Genomic DNA, 21977 nt, shown 5'->3' on the forward strand with positions numbered 1-21977 from the left:
GCCATGAACGAGACGACGCCGCACCCGCCCGACCCCACCCCCGGGCCCGGCCTGGACGAGCGCACCTTCGTTCTCGGCGCGCAGATGCGCGCCACCATCCTGACCTCGGGGGAGGAGTCGGGCGGGCGCTTCGACGTCACCGACTCCACACGGACCCCGGGCGCGCGCACGCCCCTGCACCTGCACACAAGCTACGAGGAACGCGTCTACGTGCTGGAGGGCACGTTGACCGTCTGGCTGGGAGACGTGGTCAGGCACGTGGGGCCGGGCGACTACGTCACGATCCCCACCCACGTGCCGCACACCATCGAGGCCGGTCAGGGAGGCGTGCGCGCCCTCAACATCAGCTCCCCGCCCGGGTTCGCCGAACTCGTCGCCCGTGTGGGGATCCCGGAGGAGCAGGCCACGGAGCACACCGACCTCGACCTCGACCTGCTCGCGCGGGTGGCCGCGGAACTCGGTGACGTCGTCCTCGGTCCCCCCGGTACGGTCCCCGCCGATCTCGACGCGGATGCCGCGGCCCGGTCGTAGGTCGCCCACGCGCGGCGCCCGGGGCGGGTGCCACCGCCCAAGCCGGGACCGGGGGACTACTCGGGAGTGCGGGAGGCCGTCCGCGGGTCCGGCGCGCCGAGCATGGCGACGGCCTGGTCGCCGAGCCACCGTTCGGCCTCGTCGTAGGTCCATCCGCACTCGTCGATGAGCGTGCGCCAAGCCGACAGCCCGAAGCAGAACCACAGGCGGTCCGTCACGCCGTCGACGTCGAGGTGCGGGGCGACGCCCCCGATGTCGACCAGGTGCTCGGCGGCGCCGCGCAGAGCGCCTCGGTACTCCTGGAGCACGCGCTCCCAGGTCTGTTGCGCCGCGTCGTCGGCGTTCCGCGTGGAGTGCAGCAGATCGATCGTGGTCTCGAACCGCTCGGTGTTCTCGCGGGTGCTGCGCGCCAACAGCCCGACCGCGGTCGCCAGGTCCGTCGTCCGACCCACTTCCGCGACGGTCTCCGAGGCCCGCGAACCGGCGACATCGGAGGTGATGAGTGTGTGCAGGACCTCGGACTTACCGCCGACGCTCACGTACACCGTCTTCACGGCGGTGCCGGCCGCGCGGGCGATGTCGGACACGGTCACCCTGCTGTACCCCTGGGCGATGAACAACTCACGCGCGGCGCGCAGGATGTCCTGCTGGGTCCTGTTCGCCTCCCGTTCGCGTCGGGGGGAGTTGTACTTCCGGGTCGATCCTGACATGCGTCAACGATAGCGGAGATTCACCCTGTGGATATTCGTTATACCTGCTGTGATGTGGATGTGTCCGTGGCCGCCGTGTCCACGGCGTCCGGCGCGCGGGTTCCAAGACCGTGGTGACTCGGACGGGGTCCCCGGCGGCCTCGGTGGGTCTCGTCGGACACCTCCACGCGGAGTGGGCCCACGGCGCGGACGGGGTCGCGGGGCCGCACCGCGCACGGGCCGACCCGACCCGGAATCACCACCCCACAGGGGCTCCGGCCAGGGGAGGGGTACAGTGCATCCCATGAGAAGCGACCTCGCCGGTCAGCGCCTGGGCACCCTCGCCGTGCTCGTGGCGCTGCTCGTGGTGATGTCGTTGGCCTGTTCCCTCCCCGTCGCCCGGATGAGCGCGTCGGCCGCGACCGCTCCGGTTCCGACCGGTACCGCGGAGCGGTCCGTCGAGGTCGAGGACACCTCCGGCGCCGAGGAACGGTCTCACGTGTGCGGCGTTCCCGAGAGCCCGCCGTCCCTGGCCTCGAACCCGCTCCTCGACCCGCTCACGCTCCTTCCCGTGCTCGATCTGTTCGAGCCCGCCCCGGACGTCGACGCACCCCCTCCCGCGCAGGAGGACGTTCCCCCGCCTCACGGAGAAGGCCTGCTGACCCTTCTCTGTGTGCAACGGGTCTAGATCACGACCTCGGCGTCGCTCCGTCGCCGAGCCTCCCTCTCCGCGCGGCGCCCCACGCCGGTGGCGCGCGCACGATCGTGATCACCTCATCCCGGCGCGCCCCACGCGCGCCGGTCGAAGAAGGAACCCGTGAACAAGAACCTGACCATCAGTCTGTCCCTCCTGGCCGCCGTGGCGCTCGTCATCACGCTCGCGGCCTTCCTCGCCACGGGGAACGACTCGACGCCCGGCACCGAGAACGCCGCCGGGCCGCGCGCCGTGGCACCGGACGAGATGCCCACCGTGGACCCCGAACTCCTCGTGCGCGAGGACAGCCGCCACCTCGACGAGGTCGACGGCGCCCGGGTGACCGTCGTGGAGTTCCTCGACTTCGAATGCGAGGCCTGTTACGCCCAGTACCCGGTCATGGAGCGGGTCCGGCAGGAGTACGACGGGCGGATCGACTTCGTGATCCGCTACTTCCCCCTGCCCGGTCACGCCAACGCGGTCCCCGCGGCCGCCGCGGTCGAGGCCGCCGCCCAGCAGGGCGAACTGGAACAGATGTACGCGCGCATGTTCGCGACCCAGCCCGAATGGGGCGAGTCCCAGGAGTCCCAGGTCGCGGTGTTCGAGGGATTCGCGCGGGACCTGGGGCTGGACATGGACGAGTTCACCGAGACCATGAACTCCCCCGAGACCGCCGAGCGGGTGCAGGCCGACTTCGACGACGGTGTGGAGGCGGGTGTGCAGGGCACACCGACGATCTACGTCAACGGCGCGCGGACGTCGAGCATGCCCACCTTCGAGGAGCTCTCCTCGATGATCGACGTCGAGCTGGCCGAATGAGCGGCCCGGCGACCGCCGAACGGTCCCCGGTGCGGTCGGACGGCCCCGAGCCCGGAGCGCGGGTCGTCGCGGCGGTCCTTCCCTGGCTCCTGACCCTGTGCGGGGCCGTCGGTCTGACCGCGGCCACCGCTCTGCTCGTCGAGAAGATCCGTGTCCTGGCCGACCCCGACCACGTTCCGGCGTGCAGTATCGACCCGGTCCTGTCCTGCGGCACGGTCATGACCACCCCGCAGGCCGAGGTGTTCGGCTTTCCCAACCCGATCCTGGGCGTCATCGGGTTCACGATCGTCACCACGGTGGGGGTGGCGCTCATCGCGGGCGGCCGGTTCCCCCGGTGGTTCTGGCTGGGGCTCCAGGCGGGAACGCTGTTCGGGGCCGTGTTCGTGCACTGGCTGATCTTCCAGAGCCTGTACCGCATCGGCGCGCTCTGTCCCTACTGCATGGTCGTCTGGGCGGTCACCGTGCCGATCTTCTGGTACGTCACGCTGTACAACCTGCGCGCGGGACACGCGTCGCCCGCGCCCGCGCCCGTGTCCGTGCGGGCGGTCGTGGACGTCCTCACGCGGTACCACAGCACCGTGCTCGGTGTCTGGGCCGCCGTCCTGGTCGGCCTCATCGCGCACGCCTTCTGGTCCTACTGGTCCCTGCTGCTGTGAGCCGCCCCTCGGTGCGTCCCTGAAGGACCGGTCCCCTCGTCTCCGGCGATCGGACGGCAAGGGCGCCCCGCGTGGGTGACGGGGCCCGATCCATCACGGCCCGGACCGATCGGTGCTCCGACCGTCGCTCGCACGTCCGACGGTCGGGACGCCGACGGGGACCGGTGGCCGCCGCCGTTCCGCGCCGGCGGTCCGGTGGAGGGGCGGCCGGGGTGCGGGCACGTTCCCCGCACGCCACGGTGCGGCGCCGCCGCCGTGCGCGGAAGGACCGCCGGGCGGCGTCTCGTGTGTGACGCGGCCCGCATCGCGCGCCGTGGGGGTGACTGTGCCCCGACGGCATGGTGTTCGATGGTCGTGTCCGGGACACGGCAGGGGATCGACGGGCGCGGAGGAATCATGGACAGTCGTGGTCGACCGTCGGGGTCGAAGGACGTTGATCCCTGGGGGGAGTGGGACCTGTGCGGTGGTGAGGAGGAGTCCGACGGTGCCGATGGCGCGCGACTGCGCCCGATCCGGCGCCGCGACGTCCTGCACCGTGTCCTCTACTCCATCGAACACCGTGGTCCTCAGGGGGAACGGGTCGAGTACACCGTCGAGTTCGACGCCACCCGTGAGGACGGGAAGGCCGAGCTGTACGCCGACGGTCGACGGCGGGCCACGGCCGAACCACCGGCCGCCTTCCCCGTCCCCGGCGGGACGATCGAGTTCGACGTGTCCCTGTACGGGGTCCGCCGCGTGCACCTGGTCCTCGACGACGGTGAGGAACGACGGCTCACCCCGGTGCGGGGCACGATCGAGGACCTGCGCGGCCGGTTGCACCGACGGCATCCGGGGGTGAGTCGGACCATCGCGGTGTCGGCGATCGTCGTCCTGCTGGTCAACCTCGTCCTGGCCGTTCCCCAGGGGTGGGAGACGCTGACCGAGGTGCCCGGGATCGCCGCGATCTTCGGCACCTTCGACGCGCCGATCCACCTGCCGGCATGGCTCAACACCGCACTGCTCCTCGCCGGGGTCGTCGCGGTGGTGGAGCGGGTCCTGACCTTGCGGAGCAACCGCGTCATCGACGCCGAGACGCTCTGGACCGGGCTCTGACCACGACCGGTCGACCACGTGAGCGGCCCTCCGACGGGGGCGGGCCGGCGCGTGGGCCGTGCACGGAAGGGTTCGGTGCCGGAGGCGGGATCCGTCGTCGGGGGAACGGTTCTCCGAGCACCGCGACCCGTCGGTCGTCGGACCCTCCGGGGGTGCCGCTCGGGCCACGTTCGGAGACGGCCCGTGGGGTGTCCTCGGCGCGTCGGCCGCCCCGGAACCCTCCGGGGCGGCCGACGCGGGCCGGTGCACGCGTCCGTGGGGACGGGCCCGGCGCACCGATCACTCGGGTCCGTTCACCCGCCAGGTGCGCAGACGACCGCACATGCCGAAACGGCGCGGCCCGGGGTGCGGTTCGGGGCGCACCACGGCGGCCTCGCCCATGATCCCGCGCTCGCCCCGGCCCAGGGAGGCGAGCTGGTCCCTGGTGCGCGCGGTCTCGCGCTCCACGCCCTGCTCCCAGATCTCCCGCCACCGCGCCACATGGGGCTCCACCAGGCGCACCGCCAGACGGTGGAACTCCTCCAGGGCCGCGGGCCCCCGGGCGTCGATGGCCGACACGAGTTCGGCGTACCCGCGCAGCGCCAGGTCACGGCGGGTCCGTGCGGCCCCGGCCAGGCCCTCCTCGGACGCCTCCTGAGGCAGGCGCACCGCCGCGGCGTAGGCCTCGGGGTCCGCCAGGATCTCCCGGGGGAAGGTCAGCACGGCGTCCCCGGCCTCCGGCAACCCGGAGTTCTGCATCACCACGACCAGTTCCAACCGGTCGACGTTGACCAGGCGGTGCACCGTGCCGGGACCGAACCACAGCAGGGAACCGGCCGTGAGGGGGGCCACGGACACCCCGGCCTCGGCGATGGTGTGGACCTCGCCCTCGCCGGAGGTCACCACGTAGGCCTCGGTGGAGGCGGTGTGCACGTGCGGTGTGCCTCCGTGCACACCGTCCGGGGTCGGCCAGTCGTAGACGCGCAGGTGGCTGACGGCGGTCACGCCCGGGAAGCGCGGGGCGCTCATGGTGTGAACTCCTTCGCGAGGTCGCCCGCGTCCTCGGCGTCCAAGAGACGGTCGACGAACACCAGACGGTGGGCGAGTTCCAGGCTCCGGTCGGGCGGGAGCGTCATCTCCTCGGCGAAGGTGGGGGAGGGGCTGAACACCGGGAAGGGTTCGGAACGCACGAACCATCGGATCGGGACCGGGCCGCTCGTGGTTCCGGCGTGGGCGATGATGGTCGCGCCGCCGTCGTGTTCGTCGTGTCGCCCCCCGAAGGCGATCCAGTCGGCCTCGGTCCCCATGATGTCCGCCCCGCTCCGTCCGGTCGCGCTGACCACCGGGCCCCCGGTCCAGGCGCGCGGGCCGCGCCAGAAGAACCCGGTGTACCCGGCGTTCGGACGCCCGTGGGTGGTCGGGCTACCGAGCTCCAGGTCGGAGCCGCGCACGTTGGTCAGGGTCGTGGAGAAGTCGAGCGCCCACAGCCCCCGGGCGTGGTCCACCGAGTGGAAGCGGTGGGTGCGGGCCTCCGTCAACCACCGTTCCCCGGTCGAGCCGACCCAGGTCAGGGACTCCGTGACCGTCACCTCGCCGTCCTTTCCGGTGAGGGCGTCGAACCGGTCGTGACGGATCGTGCCCACGTTGTCCAACCACTGGTAGTCCCGTCCCTCGACGAAGGTCGGTCCGCCCCAGAAGTTCTGCCCCGAGACATGGGACCAGGTCATCTGCAGACCCTTGTGCCAGCGGTGGTCCCACGGGCGGTACCCGGTCAGCGGGGCGCCGGTCAGGGTGCGCAGGGGGTGGAGGTAGGGCTTGGGCGCCTCGACGGCGGGGGCGTCGGACCGCAGCACGTAGCGGGCGATCTCGACGTCGCCCACCAGCACGGTGAGAGCGTCCGGACCTTCGACGAACCGTGGGGTCTCAGACATGGGCGGTCTCCTCCTGGTGGGACAGTACGGCGGTGGCCGCGGCCGGGTCGGGTCCGTACATCGCGTGGTGGAAGGGGTCGTCCTCGGTCAGCTCCGACCGGCGGACGGTGGCGCCGGTGAGCGCCGACCGGTACATCCCGGCCACGAGTTCGAGGGCTCTGCGGCCGTCCCGGCCACTGGCCGCCGGTCGCTCGCCGCGGTCCATCGCGTCCAGCAGCTCCTTGAGCTGGGCGCCGTGCGAACTCGGTTCGTCGGCCCGGGGCGGCCAGTGGGCGGCGTCGAACGTCCGGTCGGTGTGCTCGGCCGGTGTCCACCGCCAGTTCGCGTTGGCGTGGCCGTACAGGTGCTCCAACTCGACGGTGGCGTGCTCGAAGTCGAAGCGCAGGTAGCTGGTCTCGCGCGGGGAGAGCAGGCTGTTGACCACCGACACGGTCGCCCCCGACTCCAGACGCACGATCGCCATCGACACGTCCTCGGTCTCGGTGGCGCGCGCGGTGGTGCTCATCACCGCGGTCACCTCGGACCAGTCGCCGAGCAACGAGAACATGAGGTCCATCTGGTGGATGCCGTGGCCCATGCTCGGGCCACCGCCCTCGGTCTCCCAGCGCGCACGCCAGGGCACCTCGAAGTAGGCCTCGTCCCGGTACCACAGGGTGTGGCACACGCCCACGAGGGGACGTCCCAGTGCCCGGCGGTCCAGGAGCGAGCGCAGGTGCGTGGCGCCCGACCCGAACCGGTGCTGGAACACGTAGGAGGCGTAGGGGCCCCGTTCGCCCTCGTGGGCGCCGATCCGGTCGTACTCCGCCAGTGACAGCACGGGGGGTTTCTCGCACCACACCCAGGCGCCGGCCTCCAGGCCCGCGATCACGGTGTCCCGGTGCGCGGCCGGAGGGGTGCACACGATGACCAGGTCGGGGGACTCGGCGGCGAGCATGGCGTCCACGTCGGTGTAACGGCCGGGGACGTTCCACTCGTCCGCGGTCCGTTCCACCGCGGCGGCGTCGAGGTCGACCAGCGCGACCACGGAGGTCCGTGCGCCCTGGTCGGCCAGTGCGGGCAGGTGTCGGCCCCGGGCGATGCCGCCGCAACCGACGACGGCGACGCGACGGGTGGGTGACGAAGGGGGTGACGTCAGGGGAGTGGCCAAAAGGGGCTCCTCGTCGGCGACCAAAAAGTGAACGTTCACTATTTCTGTCACATCACGGTAGTGATCCTTCTCGAAGAGTGTCAACACCCGGGGCTCCGGATCGGGCCCGAGAGTGGTGGGGTGGTGACCGCGGGTCCGATCCGCGCGATCGCCGGGCGCGTACCCGCCCGCCCCCCGTACCGGGCGACCTGGTCGGATCGGGCCCGGTCGGACGCCCGTCCGCCGCCACCGAAGCGGTGGTCCGAGCGGCCTACGGCGTGACCGGTCCCTCCGCGAAGATCGGTCGATCGGTACCCTCCACTCACACGCTCACACGAACACGAGGACGACGTATGCGGGAGTCGGTGCGGGATCGTCGCCGTCGGATACTGGTCATGGTGCAGGCCCGGGGGCGGATCAGGGTGCGGGACCTCGCCGCCGAACTCCAGGTGTCGATGGTGACGGTCCGCCGTGACATCGAGGAACTGGTGCGGCGTGGCGACCTCCGGCGCGGGCACGGGGTCGTGAGCTCCCTCGACCCCGTGGAGGGCCGCTCCGTGCCGGTGACCGGCAACGACCGCGCCATCGCGCTGGTCATGCCGGAGAGGCACCCCTACCTCAACGAGGTGGTCCACGGTGCGCGCACCGCCCTGGAGGCCGCCGGGACACGGGTGGTCCTGCACATCACCCCCTACGGAATGGGGGCCGAACGGCCGATCGTCGAGCGGGTGCCCGGGCAGGACGTGCGAGGGCTGTTGATCTCGCCGCGGTGGCGGAGCGGGGCCCGTGAGCGCGAGGACTACGCGTGGCTCTCCGGTCTGGACGTGCCGACGGTGCTCGTGGAACGGCGACCGGACCGGGGCGGCGCCCTGCACGGTGTCGACTCGGTCTGCACCGACCACTGGTACGGCGTGCACCTGGCCCTGGAGCACCTGGTCGCACTGGGGCACCGGCGCATCCTGCTCGCGGTGCGCGCGGACAGTCCCACGGCCCGGGCGGTGCGCGCCGCGTTCACCGAGATCGCCTCGGCGCACCCCGCCATCGAGGCGACGGGGACCGTGCTCAGCGCCCCCGGCGCGGACCCCGACGGCGGGACCGTGGAGGCCCCCGACTTCGACGACCCCACCTGGCCGGCGAAGGCGTTGCGCGGACCGGGTGCGACGGCGGCGTTGGTGCACGGCGACGTGGAGGCGCTCATGATGGTCCAGCAGCTCGCCCAGGCGGGGGTCCGGGTGCCGCAGGACTGTTCGGTCATCGCCTACGACGACGTGGTGGCGGCCATGGGATCCACCCCGCTGACCGCCGTGGCTCCCCCCAAGACGGAGATCGGTCGGGTCGCGGCGGAGCTGATCGGTGAACGCCTGGACGCGCGGGAACGCGGGGCCACCTGGTCACCGCGGCGGGTCGAGCTGCTCCCGCGCCTGGTGGTCCGCGCCTCTACGGGAAGAGTGATCGTTTGAGCGTGTGACTTTCGTGTCATGATCCATTGACCGCAAAACCGCCGTGTGTCCAGAATCACTGTGTTCCCACGTGGTCATCTGGAGGCACACGATGTCGGGTCCCCCCAGCCGTCGCACCCTGCTCGCCGCCGGACTCGCGGCCCCCCTGATCGGAGCTCTGGGCGGTTGCGGCCCCTCGGAGGGCTCCCTCTCCGCCGGAGACCGGACCCGGATCACCTTCTGGTCGGCGCTGCGGGGCAGCCAGGAGGTCGTCGCCGCGTTCAACGCGTCCCAGGACCGGATCCACGTCGACTTCGAACAGGTCCCGACCGGCACCCAGGGCGGCTACGCCAAACTCGGCAACGCGGCGCGTGCCGGCAACGCGCCGGACGTGGCCACCATCGAATACCCGCAACTGCCCGGCTTCGCCATCGACGGTGTCGCCCGTGACCTCAACGACCTGGTCACCGACGATCTGCGCGCACAGTTGCTCCCCCAGGCGCTGGAGAGGACCACGTTCGACGGGCGGCTCTACTCCGTGCCCTTGGACCTGGCCCCGATGGTCCTGCACTACCGCAAGGACGTGTTCGACCACCACGGCCTCCGCGCGCCGCGCACCTGGGCGGAGTTCGCCGATCTGGGGCGCACCATCCGGGACCGTGTCGAGGGGAGCCGGATCACCGCCTTCCCCACCGACGGCGCGAGCCAGTTCGCGGCCTTCGTCTGCCAGGCGGGCGGACAGTGGTTCGACATCCGGGACGACGCCTGGCGGGTCGCGATGACCGACGCGCCCACCCGACGGGTCGCCGAGTACTGGCAGGGGCTCATCGACGAGGGGCTGGTCCACACCACCCCCACCAACAGCCAGCAGTACAACGCCCAGGTCAGTGACGGATCGATCCTCACCCGGCTCACCGGTTCCTGGGACGCCGGAGCCCAGATGAACGCCCGCCCCGGCCAGGCCGGTCAGTGGGCCGTGGCCCCGCTCCCGCAGTGGGAGGAGGACGACGCCCTGCTGAGCGACCACGGCGGATCGACCTTCGCCGTCTCCACGGACAGCGCCCGACCCGAGGCCGCGATGGAGTTCATCGCCTGGCAGGTCGCCCACCCGGACGCCTTCCGTGCCCGCCTCTCCGCCGGGACCAGCACCCAGTTCCCGGCCGCCCCGGCCCTGGTCGATGTCGGTCGGGAGGCGCTGGACCCCGACTACTACGACGGCCAGGACCTCTACTCCCTGTTCGACGCCGAGGCCGCCAAGGTGCGCGACGACTGGGTCTGGGGGCCGCGTATGAGCTCCACCTTCCAGGTCATGCACGACAACTTCGCGCGGGTGGGACCGGGGCGCATGTCCGTCCTCGACGCGGTCGCGGCCGCGCAGGAGGGGACCATCCCCGACCTGCACGCCCTCGGCCTTAACGTCCACGCGGTACACGGCTGAACCCCCGCCCCCGGCCAGGAGAGTCCCACCCCATGTCCGACACAGCCGCACCACCCCAGGCGTCGACGGAAGGACCGGCCCCGCGCCCACTTCCACGTCGCCCGGCCCCACGTCACCGGGGGCGACGCAAGGAGGCGACCGCGTGCGCGGTCCTCATGGCCCCCTTCTTCGTCCTCCTCGTCGGCGTCTTCCTCGCTCCGGTGATCACCGCCGTCTGGCTGAGCTTCTTCACCGACGACCGCTCCGGGCTCGGGTTCGGGCCGGAGTCGACGACCTTCGTCGGCCTGCGCAGCTACGCCGCCGTGTTCGGCGACCCCACCTTCCTCGGTGCCCTCGGCGTCGTGCTCGTCTTCTGCCTCGTCTACATCCCGCTGCTCGTCCTGTTGTCCCTCACCCTGGCGCTGCTGCTCGACTCGGGCGCCGCCCGACTGCGCCCCCTGATCCAGCTGGGCCTGTTCCTGCCGCACACCGTGCCCGGGATCATCGCCGCCATCATCTGGCTGTACCTGTACACACCGGGGATCAGCCCGGTCGTCGACGTCCTCGCCGGCGCGGACGTCACCATCGACCTCCTCGGCGTGGAGACCGTCATCCCGTCGATCGTCAACATCGCCATCTGGACCAACCTCGGCTACAACATGGTCATCTTCTACACCGCGCTCAGGGCCGTGCCGCGTGAACTCGTCGAGGCGTCGGTGGTCGACGGGGCCGGCCCCGTCCGTACCGCGCTGAGCGTCAAGGCGCCGCTGATCCGCTCATCGGTCGTGATGGTCGTCCTGTTCAGCCTCATCTGGACCCTGCAACTGTTCACCGAGCCCATGCTGCTCAGCCAGTCCACGCCCGTCATCAACTCCCGTTTCACCCCCAGCATGTACATCTACGACGCCGCGTTCACCCGCAACAACTACGGGCTCGCCGCCGCGGCCTCGGTCATCCTGCTGGTCTGCACGGTGGCCCTGTCCTACGTGGTCACCCGCTGGAGCAACCGTGACGCGCGGCGAAGGGCGGCAGGATGAGCACCACCGTTCGGTCACGGCGACCCCGCTTCCTCGGGCGCACCGCCGTCAACGTCGTCCTCGGCGTGTTCGTCCTCTACACGCTGCTCCCGGTCCTGTGGCTGGTGCTCGCCGCCTCCCGCAACGCCGACGCCCTCTCGGCCAGCGACCTCTTCTCGCCGGAGAACTTCTCCCTGTGGTCCAACCTCGTCGACCTGTTCGCCATGGACGACGGCATCTACGGCCGCTGGTACCTCAACACCCTGCTCTACGCGGTCGTCGGGGCCGCCATCAGCGCCCTGATCAGCGTCGCCTGCGGCTACGCCTTCGACAAGTACCGGTTCCGGCACAAGGAGACGCTGTTCGGCCTGGTCCTGGCCGCGGTCATGGTGCCCCAGACCGTCCTGGCCCTGCCGCTGTACCTGATCGCCTCGCACCTGGGGGTCGTCAACACCTTCTGGGCGGTGTTCGTGCCGCTGTTGTTCAACCCCTTCGGCGTCTACCTCGGGCGGATCTTCAGCGAGGGGTACGTGCCCGACGAGGTCCTGGAGGCGGCCCGCATCGACGGCACCGGTGAACTCGTCATGTACGTGCGGGTGGCCTTCGGCATGCTCGGTCCCGGGGTCCTCACCGTGTTCCTGTTCCAGCTCACCGCGATCTGGAACAATTTCTTCCTGCCCATGGTGATGCTGTCCGACCAGGAGCTGTACCCCGTGGCCCTCGGCCTGTACAGCTGGAACAGCGCGGCGACGGTCTCGCCCGAGTACTACCCGGTCGTCATCACCGGCGCACTGCTCGCCGTCCTGCCACTCATCGTCGCCTTCCTTCTCCTGCAACGCTTCTGGAAGGCCGGACTCACCGCGGGAGCCGTCAAATGACCCCATGGCCGTCACCACCCGAGGACCGCGACCTCAGTCCCCACACGGGATACACCCGCGCGCACTGGGAGGCCGCCGCCGACGGCATGCTCCGGGCCGCCCTACGCTGGGCGAGCCCCCGCGGCGCCCTCCTCGACCTGCCCGGGCGTCCCTCGGCCTCCGGCGTGCGCTCCGACGGACTGGAGGGTTTCGCCCGCACCTTCCTGGCCGCCGCCTGCCGGGTCGCGGGGGACGGGGGCCACGACCCCTACTCCTGGCTCGAGCGGTACGCCGAGGGTCTGAACGCCGGCACCCTGACCCCGGGCGCCGAGGACGCCGAGTCCTGGCCGCTCATCCTCGACCACGACGTCCAGGGCCAGCCGTTGGTGGAGGCCGCCTCCGTCGCCTGGGGGCTGCGCCTGACGCGGCCCTGGCTGTGGGACCGTCTCGCGCCGGAGGTGCAGGACCGCGTCGCGCACTGGCTGGAGGACGCGCTCACGGCCCTGCCCGCCCCCAACAACTGGTACCTGTTCCCCTTCGGGGTCGCCGGGTTCCTGGAGTCCGTCGGACGGGGCGGGGAGCGGACCGCGCGCGTGCGCCGCCGCGCCCTCGACCTGCTGGAGTTCTGGTACCGGGGACAGGGCTGGTACTCCGACGGAGACGGCCGCGCCTTCGACCACTACAACGGGTGGGCCCTGCACCTGTACCCGGTCCTGGACGCCCACCTGAGCGGTGCGGACACCGTCCACGGCGAGCGCATGGCAGAGCACCTGCGCGGGTTCTCCCTGATGTTCGGGGGTGACGGCGCGCCCCTGTACCTGGGACGGTCGATGACCTACCGGTTCGCGGCGGCCTCCTCCGTGGCCCTGGGCGCCGTGACCGGACACACGCCCCTGACCGGTGGTGTTTCGCGGCGGCTGCTCAGCGGATCCCTGCGGTACTTCCGGGACCGCGGGGCCTTCGACGACCGCGGGTTGCTCGGGCTGGGATGGCACGGTCCGCACGAGGCCACCTGCCAGAGCTACTCGGGCCCGGCCTCTCCCTACTGGGCGTCCAAGGCCTTCCTGTGCCTGCTCGCCCCACCCGAGCACCCCCTGTGGACCGAGACCGAGGGGCCCGCCCCGGTCGAGGGACCCGACCGGGTGGTCTCGCTCGCCGCCCCCGGCCTCCTGGTGCAGACGACCGGCGACGACGGCATCGTGCGCGTGCACAACCACGGCAGCGACCACATCCGCTCCCCCCAGAAACGGACGGCGGAGGCACAGGACCCCCTGTACGCGCGGTCGGCCTACTCCACCCGGACCGGGCCGACGGTCGCGACCGAGGCCCCGGACAACCACTTCGCGGTCCTGCTGCGCGGCCGACGCAGCGCACGCCGCCGGATCCACCCGCTGGGCGCGGGGCACGGGGACGGCTGGGGTTGGGCGGCGTCCTGGCATCGCCCCGTCTTCCCCGGCGGCTCCGCCGTCCTTCCGGCCCTGCGCGTGGAGAGCGCGGTGGTGGCCAGGGGCGCCGACGAGCTGCGGCTGCACCGGGTGGTCGGTGCCGACGAGGGCACGGCGGTGGAGTCGACCGGGTGGGCCGTGGATCCGGAGTCGTCGCCCGAGGCGAACCTTCTCCCGGTGTACGGCTGGACCGGCCGCAAGAAGGTGTGGGCCCTGTCCGGAACCGCCTTCGCCCCGAAGGTCCGTCTGCACCGGCTCACCGGTACGGCCTCCGGCACGAGCGTGTTCCTGGCCCTGGCCCGGTTGGGCGGGAGCGCCCCCATCGAGGACGCCTCCTCGGTCGTCACCGACGTGGCGGTGGACGAGGACGGTGTCACCTTCCGCTGGGTCGCTGAGGAGCGGCCGACCCGGGTCACCTTCGCACCCTGGGACGTGGTGGCGGCAGGGGAGGGGACGCCGGCCGAGGACCGGCCATGAGAGCCCCGGCCCGGGTGGGGCGTGGCCGACGGGTTCCGACAGGGCCTCCCACACCCCCGACCTCCGATGGTCCACTGGTCATCTGAGCGGTCCGCGTCCACGCGGCCCTCGCCCCGACCCCGCCCATGAGCACGGACACCGTGCCCGGGCGGGATCGGGAACACCACCCACCGGAGCAGATTCTCGAGGAGATCCATGTCCTCCGTTCGCGCCTACACGGCCACCTCGCCGACCGCGCCGTTGACACCGGGCACGATCGAGCGCCGCGAGGTCGGTCCCCACGACGTCCTCATCGACATCGCCTACGCCGGTGTCTGCCACTCCGACATCCACACCGTGCGCGGTGACTGGGGTCGGGTGCCCTATCCGCTGACCGTCGGACACGAGATCGCCGGGGTCGTCGCCCACGTCGGCTCCGAGGTCACACGACACCGGGTCGGTGACCGGGTCGGCGTGGGATGCATGGTCGATTCCTGTCGGGAGTGCGTCAACTGCCGCGCCGGGGTCGAGCAGTACTGCCTGCGCGGCTTCACCGACACCTACAACGGCACCGATCGGGACGGATCGGTGACCCAGGGCGGTTACTCCGAACAGATCGTGGTCGATGAGCACTTCGTGCTGCGTCTGCCCGAGTCCATCCCCTTCGAGAGGGCCGCACCGCTGCTGTGCGCGGGGATCACGACCTACTCGCCGCTGCGCACCTGGAAGGCCGGACCCGGCACCCGGGTCGCCGTCGTCGGCATGGGCGGACTGGGCCACATGGCGGTCAAGATCGCCCACGCCCTCGGAGCGGAGGTGACCGTGCTGTCGCAGAGCCTCAAGAAGCGCGAGGACGGGCTGCGCTTCGGCGCCGACCACTACCACGCCACGAGCGACCCGGACACCTTCACACGGTTGGCCGGGACCTTCGACCTCATCGTCAACACCGTCAGCGCTTCCATCGACATGGACGCCTACCTGGACCTGCTGGCGCTGGACGGCACCCTCGTCAGCGTGGGCGCACCGCCCGAGCCGGTACCGGTCACGCTGTTCACCCTCTTCGAGAACCGGCGCTCCTTCGCCGGGTCCAAGATCGGTGGCATCGACCAGACCCAGGAGATGCTGGACTTCTGCGCCGAGCACGACATCGCCCCGGAGGTCGAGGTCATCGGAGCGGACCAGGTCAACGACGCCTGGGAGCGGGTGATGGCCTCGGACGTGCGGTACCGCTTCGTCATCGACGTCGCCACGCTGAGAGAGCCCGCGACGGCCTGAGGCCCGTGGCGCCCCGCCCACCGTGTGCCGGGGGCGGGGCGCACCCCCGTACGCCGAGGGGGTCCGGCAGGGCCTGCCGGAGCGTCGACCCCCGACCTAACCTGGGGACATGGACAAGAAGACCGTTCGTGGGTTCCTCATCAGCAGACGCGCGCGGGTGACACCGGAACAGGCCGGTATCCCCGCCTACGGGGACGACCGCCGGGTACCGGGGCTGCGCCGCGAAGAGGTCGCAATGCTCGCCGGGGTCAGCATCGACTACTACACCCGGCTGGAGCGCGGCAACATCGGAGGAGCCTCCGACGGTGTCCTGGAAGCGATCGCCCGGGCCCTGCGGCTGGACGAGGTCGAGCGGACGCACCTGTTCGACCTGGCGCGCGCGGCGTCCGGGCCCCGTGCCCGCGCCGTCCCGCCCCCGCCCGGTGGTGTGCGGACCTCGGTGCAGAGGATGCTCGACGCGATGGACACGCCCGCGGTCGTCCACAACGCCCGTCACGACCTCGTGGCCGCCAACCGCCTGGGAAGAGCGCTGTACGCGCCGCACTTCGACACCGACCGGCGCCCGCCCAACATGGCCCGGTTCATCTTCCTCGACCCGCGCGCCAGGGACTACTACGTCGACTGGCCCCTGGCACGGCGCACCACCGCCGCGATGATGCGACTGGAGGCCGGACGCAACCCTTTGGACGAGGAGCTCACCGCGCTGATCGGTGAACTGTCGGCGCGCAGCACCGTGTTCGCCCAGGACTGGGCCCGCCAGAACGTGCACAGCCACCGCACCGGCCGCAAGGAGTTCCGCCACCCCGACGTGGGCCTGGTCGAGGTGGACTTCGACGTGTTCGAGCCCACGGGGGACGACCGGCTGTGGATCGTGACCTACACCGTCGAGCCCGGCACCCCCTCGGCGGACGCCTTCGCCCTGCTGGGCACCCTCGCCGCCACCGAGGAGGCCCGAGAGGACACGGTCACGGACCCGGATCCCTCCTCCGACCACTGAACACGCTCCACCCGGGGTCGGGGTTCAGCGCACGACGTCGAAGACCTGCTTCTGGACCCCGTTGGAGTACACCTCGTGCTCGACCAGGGCGAGCCTGGTCAGCTCCTGGTCCGCGTCGCTGAACAGGCGCTTGCCGGCGCCCAGCAGCACCGGGAACACGAGCAGGTGGTAGCGGTCGACCAGGCCGGCCTCGGACAGGGACCGCCCCAGGGTCGCGCTGCCGTGCACGGAGATCGGCCCGCCCTCGCCGTCGCGAAGCTCGGCGACGTCGTCGACGGACCGCAGGATCGTCGCGGGCCAACGCTCGTCCTCGGTGGTGAGCGTCGTGGACAACACGTACCGCGGCATCGCGTTGTACCCGGCGAACTCCTCGGTCATCGACGGCCACACGGGCGCGAAGGCCTCGTAACTACGCCGCCCCAGGAGCAGCGCACCGGCCTCCTCCTGCTCGCGGGCCTTGATCTCGTAGGCCGCCTCGTCCATCGGGACCGTGTTCATGGTCCAGCCGGAGCTGCGGTGGCCGGCCTCTCCTCCGGGGGCCTCCATGACACCGTCGACGGACACGAACGCGGTGACGATCAGAGTGCGCATGTTCTTCTCCTCCTGGATCGGATTCCACTCTGTCGTCGATCGGGACACGGCGCATGCGACACGACCACGGCACTTTTCCTCCGGACCCGGCGCGCACGTTCCCGAAGGAAGCCGAGAGCGGGGGAGCCGGTCGGCCGGTGGGGCCCGCGCGCGCCGTCCGACCGGTGGTTTTCGTGATCGGACCGTGGCAACCGCGGTGCTCCACGGGTCGTCTGATGTCTGCGACGGGATCGGAAGGGGAGCACGTGGACGAGCGGGCGGAGGAACGTGGCGGGATCCGCCGTGGGATGACCTGGCTGGGCGTCGGGTCGATCGTCGGCTCACTGCTGTCGATCACGGTCACGGTCGTGCTCGGTTGGGGCCGGATCTACGCGGAGGCGGGCGGCTGGTGGGCCGTCGCGGCCGTCGTGTCGGTGCTCGTCCTCCTGCACCACGTGCACTGGTTCGGGGACCGCATGCCCTTGCTCCCCGGCGGTCCGGGGCCACGCCCGTACCGCCCCTGGATCCTTGCCTTCTTCCTGGTCGGGGCGGTCGTGACCGGCCTGAGCCTGCCGCTCGGCGCGGCCGAGGCGCTGGTGCCCGCGGACGGTGTCCTGCGTCCCTCACCCACGGCGGTGCTCCTGTGGTCGGCCACCTGCGCCTCGACCCTGGGGTGCGCGCTGTTGCTCCTCGGCGCACGCGCCCCCGAGCTGCGTCCCGCACGCACCTCCCTGCCACCGCTCGTCGTCGGTGCCCTGGTGGTGGTGCTGGTGGAGATCTCGGCCGTGCCCCTGCTGTTCCCCCATGAGCGGCACGTGACCTGGGACGATCCGACGGAGCCCGCCCCGCTTCCCGACCGGGTGGAGCGGACGGGATGGACCTGGGAACCACCCTCCGGTCAGGGGATGCGGAGCGTCGTCCCCGGCCCCCACGGGCCGGTCGTCCTGCTCGTCGACGGCGCGGTGGCGCTCGACGGGGCGACGGGGGAGGAGTTGTGGACCTTCCGTCGTCCCTACCCGGGCGGCGGAGACGAGGACCTCTGGGACTGGAACAACTCCTCCGACGCATGGGTCGACGGTGGAGTGCTGCACGTGGAGTACCCCGACACGGATCCCGCGCGCTTCGGCGGCGACGGCCGGTCCACCGACCCCGGGACGGCCCGGGTGACGGTCGACCTCACCACCGGCGAGCCGGTGGACGGCTCCTTCCCCTCCCGGGAGCGACGCGAGGAGGAACGCGACTCCCGCAGGACGGCCTGGCCGCGTCTGGTGGACCCGCAGGGGGAGTGCGACGACTACCCGCCGCGCCACACGAACACGAGGGACGTCGGGTTCCTGCTCTGCGACGACACGGTCGTCGTGGTCGCGGTGGATCACGACGGCGAGGAACTGTGGCGCAGGGAGTGGCCGCACGAGAGCGATGACGTTCCCGCCGTGTGGGAGGGGCGTCGGGTCGCCGACGACCCCGTGCTGCTCGTGGAACGTGGCGACGCGGTGCCGGTCGGGCTGGACCCCGAGACGGGGGAGGAACTGCTGACCTTCCCCGACGACCTGTATCCCCGGGAGTATCCGCGCTCGGACCGGCGGGTGCTGCGGGCCGACGCCGGAGGATCGGTGGTGGCCGCGCGGTCCGGGCCCGACGGCCTGCTCCTGCAGTCCTCCGACCCGGAGGGGAACGTCCTGGCCCGGGTCGAGGTCGAGGGTGTGTCCTTCGACGCGGTGGGCCACGGTGCGGCGGTGGTGCTGGGCGCCACGGTGCTCCTGCCGGTGGTGGACGGCGCCGGGGCGTGGGACCGGGAGACGGGCACACCGGCCACGGTGCTGGAGGTGCCGATGACCGAGGGGACGGTCACTCCCGTCCCTCGGGGCGACTTCGCCCTGGTCGACCTCTTCGGGACGCCCGGCGGCGTCGTGGTGGCGGAGGGCGACGAGTACGGACCCGAGACGCTCCGTGGTCTGGTGCCCTGACGGCCGCACCCTCGGGGGAAGGTCGACGCGCGCCTGCCCGGGGCCGCCCGCGACGACACGGCCCCGGGGTCGACGGCGGGCGTGGGATCAGACGCCGTCCACCTCGGCGTCGTAACGCTCCCGAGCGCGCTCGATCTCGGGCATGTGGGTCGCGGTCCAGGCGAGCAGGACCTCGATGGGAGGTCGGAAGGACTTGCCCAGAGGTGTGATCCGGTACTCGACGGCCACGGGCCGCGAACCGACGACGCGGCGCTCGACGACGCCGTTGCGTTCCAGGCGCCGCAGCGTGGCGGTGAGCGACTTCTGGGTCACCGCGGGGATCGCCCGGCGTAGTTCGTTGAAGCGGGAGGGGCGCTCACAGAGCACGTTGAGCACCGCCAGGGACCACTTGTCGAGCACCTGCTCGAGGAGCTCGCGGTGGGGCGCGGTGATGTCGAGGGGCGGGTGGTCCGCCGGGTCGGTATCCGTCATGACACCTGGTCTCGTTGAAGTTTCCTTTTGATACCAGGTACCAATGCTAGACCAGATGCCCGACCCTCGTGAGGAGACCGAGATGACCGTGACACGTTTCAGCCCCGAAGGCCTGCTGCGGCCGACCCCCTACCACCACGTCGCCGTCGGCACCGGATCGCGCCACGTGCACGTCAGCGGGCAGATCGCCCGCCACGCGGACGGCACACCGGTGGCCCCGGGGGACCTCGCCGGCCAGGTGGCGCAGGTCCTGCGCAACACGGCCGTGGGGCTGGCCGGGGCCGGCGCGACGTTCGACGACGTCCTGCGGCTGACCTTCTACGTCACGCACTGGAGCCCCGAGAGGGTCGGCGCGTTCATGGAGGGCGTGGAGGCGGTCACGGAGGAGTTGGGTCTGCCCACCCCCCTGCCGCCGTCCTCCCTCATCGGGGTGGAGTACCTCTTCGAACCCGACGTGCTGGTGGAGGTGGAGGCGACGGCCCTGCTGGACTGACCCGCGCGCGACCGGGAGTCCTCTCCGCGTGCCACCGTGCGGTGGTTCAGGCGGGGAGGGCGTCCTCGGGGAGCGTGTCGGCGCGGACCATGACGCAGTCGAACTCCAGGACGCGCTCGGTGCGCTCCTCCCGGGTGACCGGGTACATGCCGGTGACCTCGAACCCCTCGGCCTCGTAGACGGCCAGGGCCTCGGTCATGCGCGGCATGCCCTCGTAGATCCGCATCAGCGCGACCTCGGACTGCAGCCCGACGAACTCCTCGATCCGCTTGCCCGCCCCGGAGTAGGTCTCCAGGTCGAAGCCCTGGGTGTCCATCTTCAGGTAGGGCCGGGGGGCCTCGATCCCGGCGAGCGCCTCGTCCATGAGCCCCTCCAGGCGGCGCAGGACGATGGTCTGGGGGTGGGTCCGTCGGAAGCGTTTGTACCGCGTGTTGCCGTACGCGCTGGGGTCCAGCAGCGAGCTCATCGACCCCTGCACGACGTTGATCTCCGCGGTGCCGTCCTCGCGACCGAGGGCCATCTCGTGCACCCTCCAGTCGGGGTCCTCGGCGGCGACGGCGCGCAGTCTCTCGGCCATGGCGGGCACCGGCTCGAACGAGACGATCCGTCCACGGTAACCGTGTCGGCGCAGTTGGCGGCCGTACTGGCCGACGTTGGCGCCCACGTCGAAGACGCAGTCGACCCGGTAGTGCCGCAGTACGGAGGCCACGTGCCGAGCACCGAGATGGCTCTGGGCCCTCTTGTGCAGGGTGAACTCCTCCGCCTCGTCGAGCGACTCGCGGACGAGGAATTCCGCGCTCGGCCCGAGGGGCACCCGTGTCCAACCCTGGGGTGGGACGACGGGACCGGGATCGGCCTCGCCGCGGGAGACGAGCCAGGCGCGGGGCCCGGCCGGGGTGACCCGGTAGTCGCCGCGGCGCTCCACCACGGCGGCTCCCGGGCCGAGATCGTGCACGTTGACCTGACGGCGCATCAGGTCGAGTAGGCGTCGGCGTAGCGTCGGCATGGATCCCCCAGACGTCACTGTGGGTGGTGGTGTCGGACCCTACGCGTGGTCGTCGATTCTGTCGAGCGGTTCCGGAATATTCGCCTGAGGCCGCAGCTCACAGGGATACGGAGGTCATGGCCGTCGGTCGGTGTCGGGCTTCGGGCGATGATCACTTAACGTGCCCCACCTGGAATGGAGTCCCTTTCGGGTCTGCGGCCTGTATCTCCTATGTCTATTTTTCCTACTTGACATATGGGTTTTTTGAGAAACAGAATCGCGGTGCGACCCGAGGCCTCGGAACGGGGCCGCCGCGAACCGGAACGAGGTTGTCCATGGGCCCACATCCGCCACAGACGACACAGGCACCCGCCATCCGGGTGGCCCGGATCGACGATCCCCTCGCCCGCCCCCTCCTCGACGACCTGCGCCGTGAGCACACCGAGCGCGACGGTGTGGCGGAACACCGGGAGGCGGCCCCTCGCCCCGACACCGACTTCGCCCCGCCCGGCGGTTTGCTCCTGCTCCTGGTCCTGGGCGGCCGTCCGGTCGCCGGCGGCGCCTTCCGTCGCCACGACGTGCGCGCCGCCCGGATCGAACGCGTGTGGACCGCCTCCGACCACCGTCGACGCGGCTACGCCTCCCTGGTCCTGGCCGCCCTCGAACGGGCCGCCGCCCAGGCCGGATACACGAGGATCCACCTGACCACCGGGTCGCGGCAGGCCGCGGCCCGGGGGCTCTGCCTCGCCTCCGGGTACCGGCCCCGCTTCGACGACCACAAGGGCCCCGAGACGCTCGGATCCCTGACCTTCGACAAGGACCTGGGCAGGAAAGACACCGGCGCGAGAACGCACCCGGTCCCGCCCCCGGCCGAGCCTCCGCTGGAGCCGCACCCCTGCACCGGACAGTTCCGCCGGGCCCATCGATCCGGTGAGACGGCCCGGTGACGCTGTCCACCCGCACCGGACGTGCGGGCACGGTCGTGACGTCCCCCGACGGCCTGGCCGCGCCCCGGCCAGGTCCGCGCTCCACCCCTGGCCGTGGGCGGTCGACACCGCTCCGGTCCCCGGGG

The 21977-nt window shown here is 71.6% G+C and carries 22 protein-coding genes; 15 read left to right on the forward strand and 7 right to left on the reverse strand.

Features of this window, described 5'->3' with window-relative positions:
* The coding region (locus DSY14_RS00005) for a cupin domain-containing protein (protein ID WP_249187089.1) at window positions 1-531 on the forward strand (531 nt) is incomplete at its 5' end.
* A gap of 56 nt (window positions 532-587) precedes the next feature.
* On the opposite strand, the gene DSY14_RS00010 is transcribed toward DSY14_RS00005, so the two are convergent.
* Window positions 588-1241 carry a TetR/AcrR family transcriptional regulator gene (locus DSY14_RS00010; RefSeq protein WP_211714295.1) on the reverse strand — a complete coding sequence of 218 codons (654 nt, stop codon included), beginning with the start codon at window positions 1239-1241 and terminating at the stop codon, window positions 588-590.
* A gap of 283 nt (window positions 1242-1524) precedes the next feature.
* On the opposite strand from DSY14_RS00010, the gene DSY14_RS00015 reads away from it, so the two are divergent.
* From DSY14_RS00015 to DSY14_RS00030, 4 genes are all read left to right on the forward strand, one after another.
* Window positions 1525-1908 carry a hypothetical protein gene (locus tag DSY14_RS00015; RefSeq protein ID WP_211714296.1) on the forward strand — a complete coding sequence of 128 codons (384 nt, stop codon included), beginning with the start codon at window positions 1525-1527 and terminating at the stop codon, window positions 1906-1908.
* 129 nt (window positions 1909-2037) lie between these two features.
* On the forward strand, window positions 2038-2733 hold the full coding sequence (locus DSY14_RS00020; RefSeq protein WP_211714297.1) for a thioredoxin domain-containing protein: 696 nt from the start codon (window positions 2038-2040) through the stop codon (window positions 2731-2733).
* Window positions 2730-3389: a vitamin K epoxide reductase family protein gene (locus DSY14_RS00025; protein WP_211714298.1), complete on the forward strand. Its 660-nt coding sequence runs from the start codon at window positions 2730-2732 to the stop codon at window positions 3387-3389. Before DSY14_RS00020 ends, DSY14_RS00025 begins: the two co-directional genes overlap by 4 nt.
* Before the next feature lie 396 nt (window positions 3390-3785).
* Complete coding sequence (locus DSY14_RS00030) at window positions 3786-4481, forward strand: hypothetical protein (RefSeq protein WP_211714299.1); 696 nt, start codon at window positions 3786-3788, stop codon at window positions 4479-4481.
* 279 nt (window positions 4482-4760) lie between these two features.
* On the opposite strand, the gene DSY14_RS00035 is transcribed toward DSY14_RS00030, so the two are convergent.
* Genes DSY14_RS00035 through DSY14_RS00045 form a run of 3 tightly spaced genes read right to left on the reverse strand, consistent with a single transcriptional unit; the run spans window position 4761 to window position 7538 of the window.
* Window positions 4761-5489, reverse strand: coding sequence for a cupin domain-containing protein (locus tag DSY14_RS00035; protein ID WP_211714300.1), 729 nt, complete (start codon window positions 5487-5489; stop codon window positions 4761-4763).
* Window positions 5486-6391: a PmoA family protein gene (locus tag DSY14_RS00040; RefSeq protein WP_211714301.1), complete on the reverse strand. Its 906-nt coding sequence runs from the start codon at window positions 6389-6391 to the stop codon at window positions 5486-5488. Before DSY14_RS00040 ends, DSY14_RS00035 begins: the two co-directional genes overlap by 4 nt.
* Complete coding sequence (locus DSY14_RS00045; RefSeq protein ID WP_211714302.1) at window positions 6384-7538, reverse strand: Gfo/Idh/MocA family protein; 1155 nt, start codon at window positions 7536-7538, stop codon at window positions 6384-6386. The genes DSY14_RS00040 and DSY14_RS00045 overlap by 8 nt, the downstream gene beginning before the upstream one ends.
* 332 nt (window positions 7539-7870) lie before the next feature.
* Between DSY14_RS00045 and DSY14_RS00050 the strand changes: the two genes are divergently transcribed.
* The 7 genes from DSY14_RS00050 to DSY14_RS00080 all read left to right on the forward strand — a co-directional run bounded on the left by DSY14_RS00050 (window position 7871) and on the right by DSY14_RS00080 (window position 16419).
* Complete coding sequence (locus DSY14_RS00050) at window positions 7871-8977, forward strand: substrate-binding domain-containing protein (RefSeq protein ID WP_211714303.1); 1107 nt, start codon at window positions 7871-7873, stop codon at window positions 8975-8977.
* Window positions 8978-9068: 91 nt separating this feature from the next.
* Window positions 9069-10394 (forward strand): ABC transporter substrate-binding protein, encoded by a 1326-nt coding sequence (locus DSY14_RS00055; RefSeq protein ID WP_211714304.1) that lies wholly within the window; start codon window positions 9069-9071, stop codon window positions 10392-10394.
* Between the two features lie 155 nt (window positions 10395-10549).
* Window positions 10550-11410 (forward strand): carbohydrate ABC transporter permease, encoded by an 861-nt coding sequence (locus DSY14_RS00060; protein ID WP_249187090.1) that lies wholly within the window; start codon window positions 10550-10552, stop codon window positions 11408-11410.
* The gene (locus tag DSY14_RS00065) at window positions 11407-12267 is read left to right on the forward strand and encodes a carbohydrate ABC transporter permease (protein ID WP_211714306.1); all 861 of its coding nucleotides are present in this window, start codon (window positions 11407-11409) and stop codon (window positions 12265-12267) included. Before DSY14_RS00060 ends, DSY14_RS00065 begins: the two co-directional genes overlap by 4 nt.
* Window positions 12264-14168 carry a DUF2264 domain-containing protein gene (locus DSY14_RS00070; RefSeq protein ID WP_211714307.1) on the forward strand — a complete coding sequence of 635 codons (1905 nt, stop codon included), beginning with the start codon at window positions 12264-12266 and terminating at the stop codon, window positions 14166-14168. The genes DSY14_RS00065 and DSY14_RS00070 overlap by 4 nt, the downstream gene beginning before the upstream one ends.
* A gap of 195 nt (window positions 14169-14363) precedes the next feature.
* The gene (locus DSY14_RS00075) at window positions 14364-15422 is read left to right on the forward strand and encodes an NAD(P)-dependent alcohol dehydrogenase (RefSeq protein WP_211714308.1); all 1059 of its coding nucleotides are present in this window, start codon (window positions 14364-14366) and stop codon (window positions 15420-15422) included.
* Window positions 15423-15531: 109 nt separating this feature from the next.
* The gene (locus DSY14_RS00080; RefSeq protein ID WP_211714309.1) at window positions 15532-16419 is read left to right on the forward strand and encodes a helix-turn-helix transcriptional regulator; all 888 of its coding nucleotides are present in this window, start codon (window positions 15532-15534) and stop codon (window positions 16417-16419) included.
* A gap of 24 nt (window positions 16420-16443) precedes the next feature.
* Here DSY14_RS00080 and DSY14_RS00085 read toward each other — a convergent pair whose 3' ends face one another.
* A complete protein-coding gene (locus DSY14_RS00085) occupies window positions 16444-17010 on the reverse strand; it encodes a dihydrofolate reductase family protein (RefSeq protein ID WP_211714310.1) in 567 nt (188 codons plus the stop codon).
* Between the two features lie 245 nt (window positions 17011-17255).
* Between DSY14_RS00085 and DSY14_RS00090 the strand changes: the two genes are divergently transcribed.
* A complete protein-coding gene (locus DSY14_RS00090; protein WP_211714311.1) occupies window positions 17256-18956 on the forward strand; it encodes a PQQ-binding-like beta-propeller repeat protein in 1701 nt (566 codons plus the stop codon).
* An 87-nt stretch (window positions 18957-19043) separates the two neighbouring features.
* Here the strand turns inward: DSY14_RS00090 and DSY14_RS00095 are convergent, their stop codons facing one another.
* Window positions 19044-19427, reverse strand: coding sequence for a helix-turn-helix domain-containing protein (locus tag DSY14_RS00095; protein WP_211714312.1), 384 nt, complete (start codon window positions 19425-19427; stop codon window positions 19044-19046).
* 82 nt (window positions 19428-19509) lie between these two features.
* Here DSY14_RS00095 and DSY14_RS00100 point away from each other — a divergent pair, with 82 nt between their 5' ends.
* Window positions 19510-19920, forward strand: a complete 411-nt coding sequence (locus DSY14_RS00100) for a RidA family protein (protein WP_211714313.1) — start codon at window positions 19510-19512, stop codon at window positions 19918-19920.
* Between the two features lie 46 nt (window positions 19921-19966).
* On the opposite strand, the gene DSY14_RS00105 is transcribed toward DSY14_RS00100, so the two are convergent.
* Entirely contained in the window at window positions 19967-20926 is a 960-nt protein-coding gene (locus DSY14_RS00105; protein WP_211714314.1) for an FkbM family methyltransferase, read from the reverse strand.
* Window positions 20927-21240: 314 nt separating this feature from the next.
* On the opposite strand from DSY14_RS00105, the gene DSY14_RS00110 reads away from it, so the two are divergent.
* On the forward strand, window positions 21241-21852 hold the full coding sequence (locus DSY14_RS00110; RefSeq protein WP_211714315.1) for a GNAT family N-acetyltransferase: 612 nt from the start codon (window positions 21241-21243) through the stop codon (window positions 21850-21852).
* Window positions 21853-21977: the final 125 nt, after the last annotated feature.

The organism is Nocardiopsis sp. MG754419 (assembly GCF_018207095.1).
Lineage (GTDB): Bacteria > Actinomycetota > Actinomycetes > Streptosporangiales > Streptosporangiaceae > Nocardiopsis.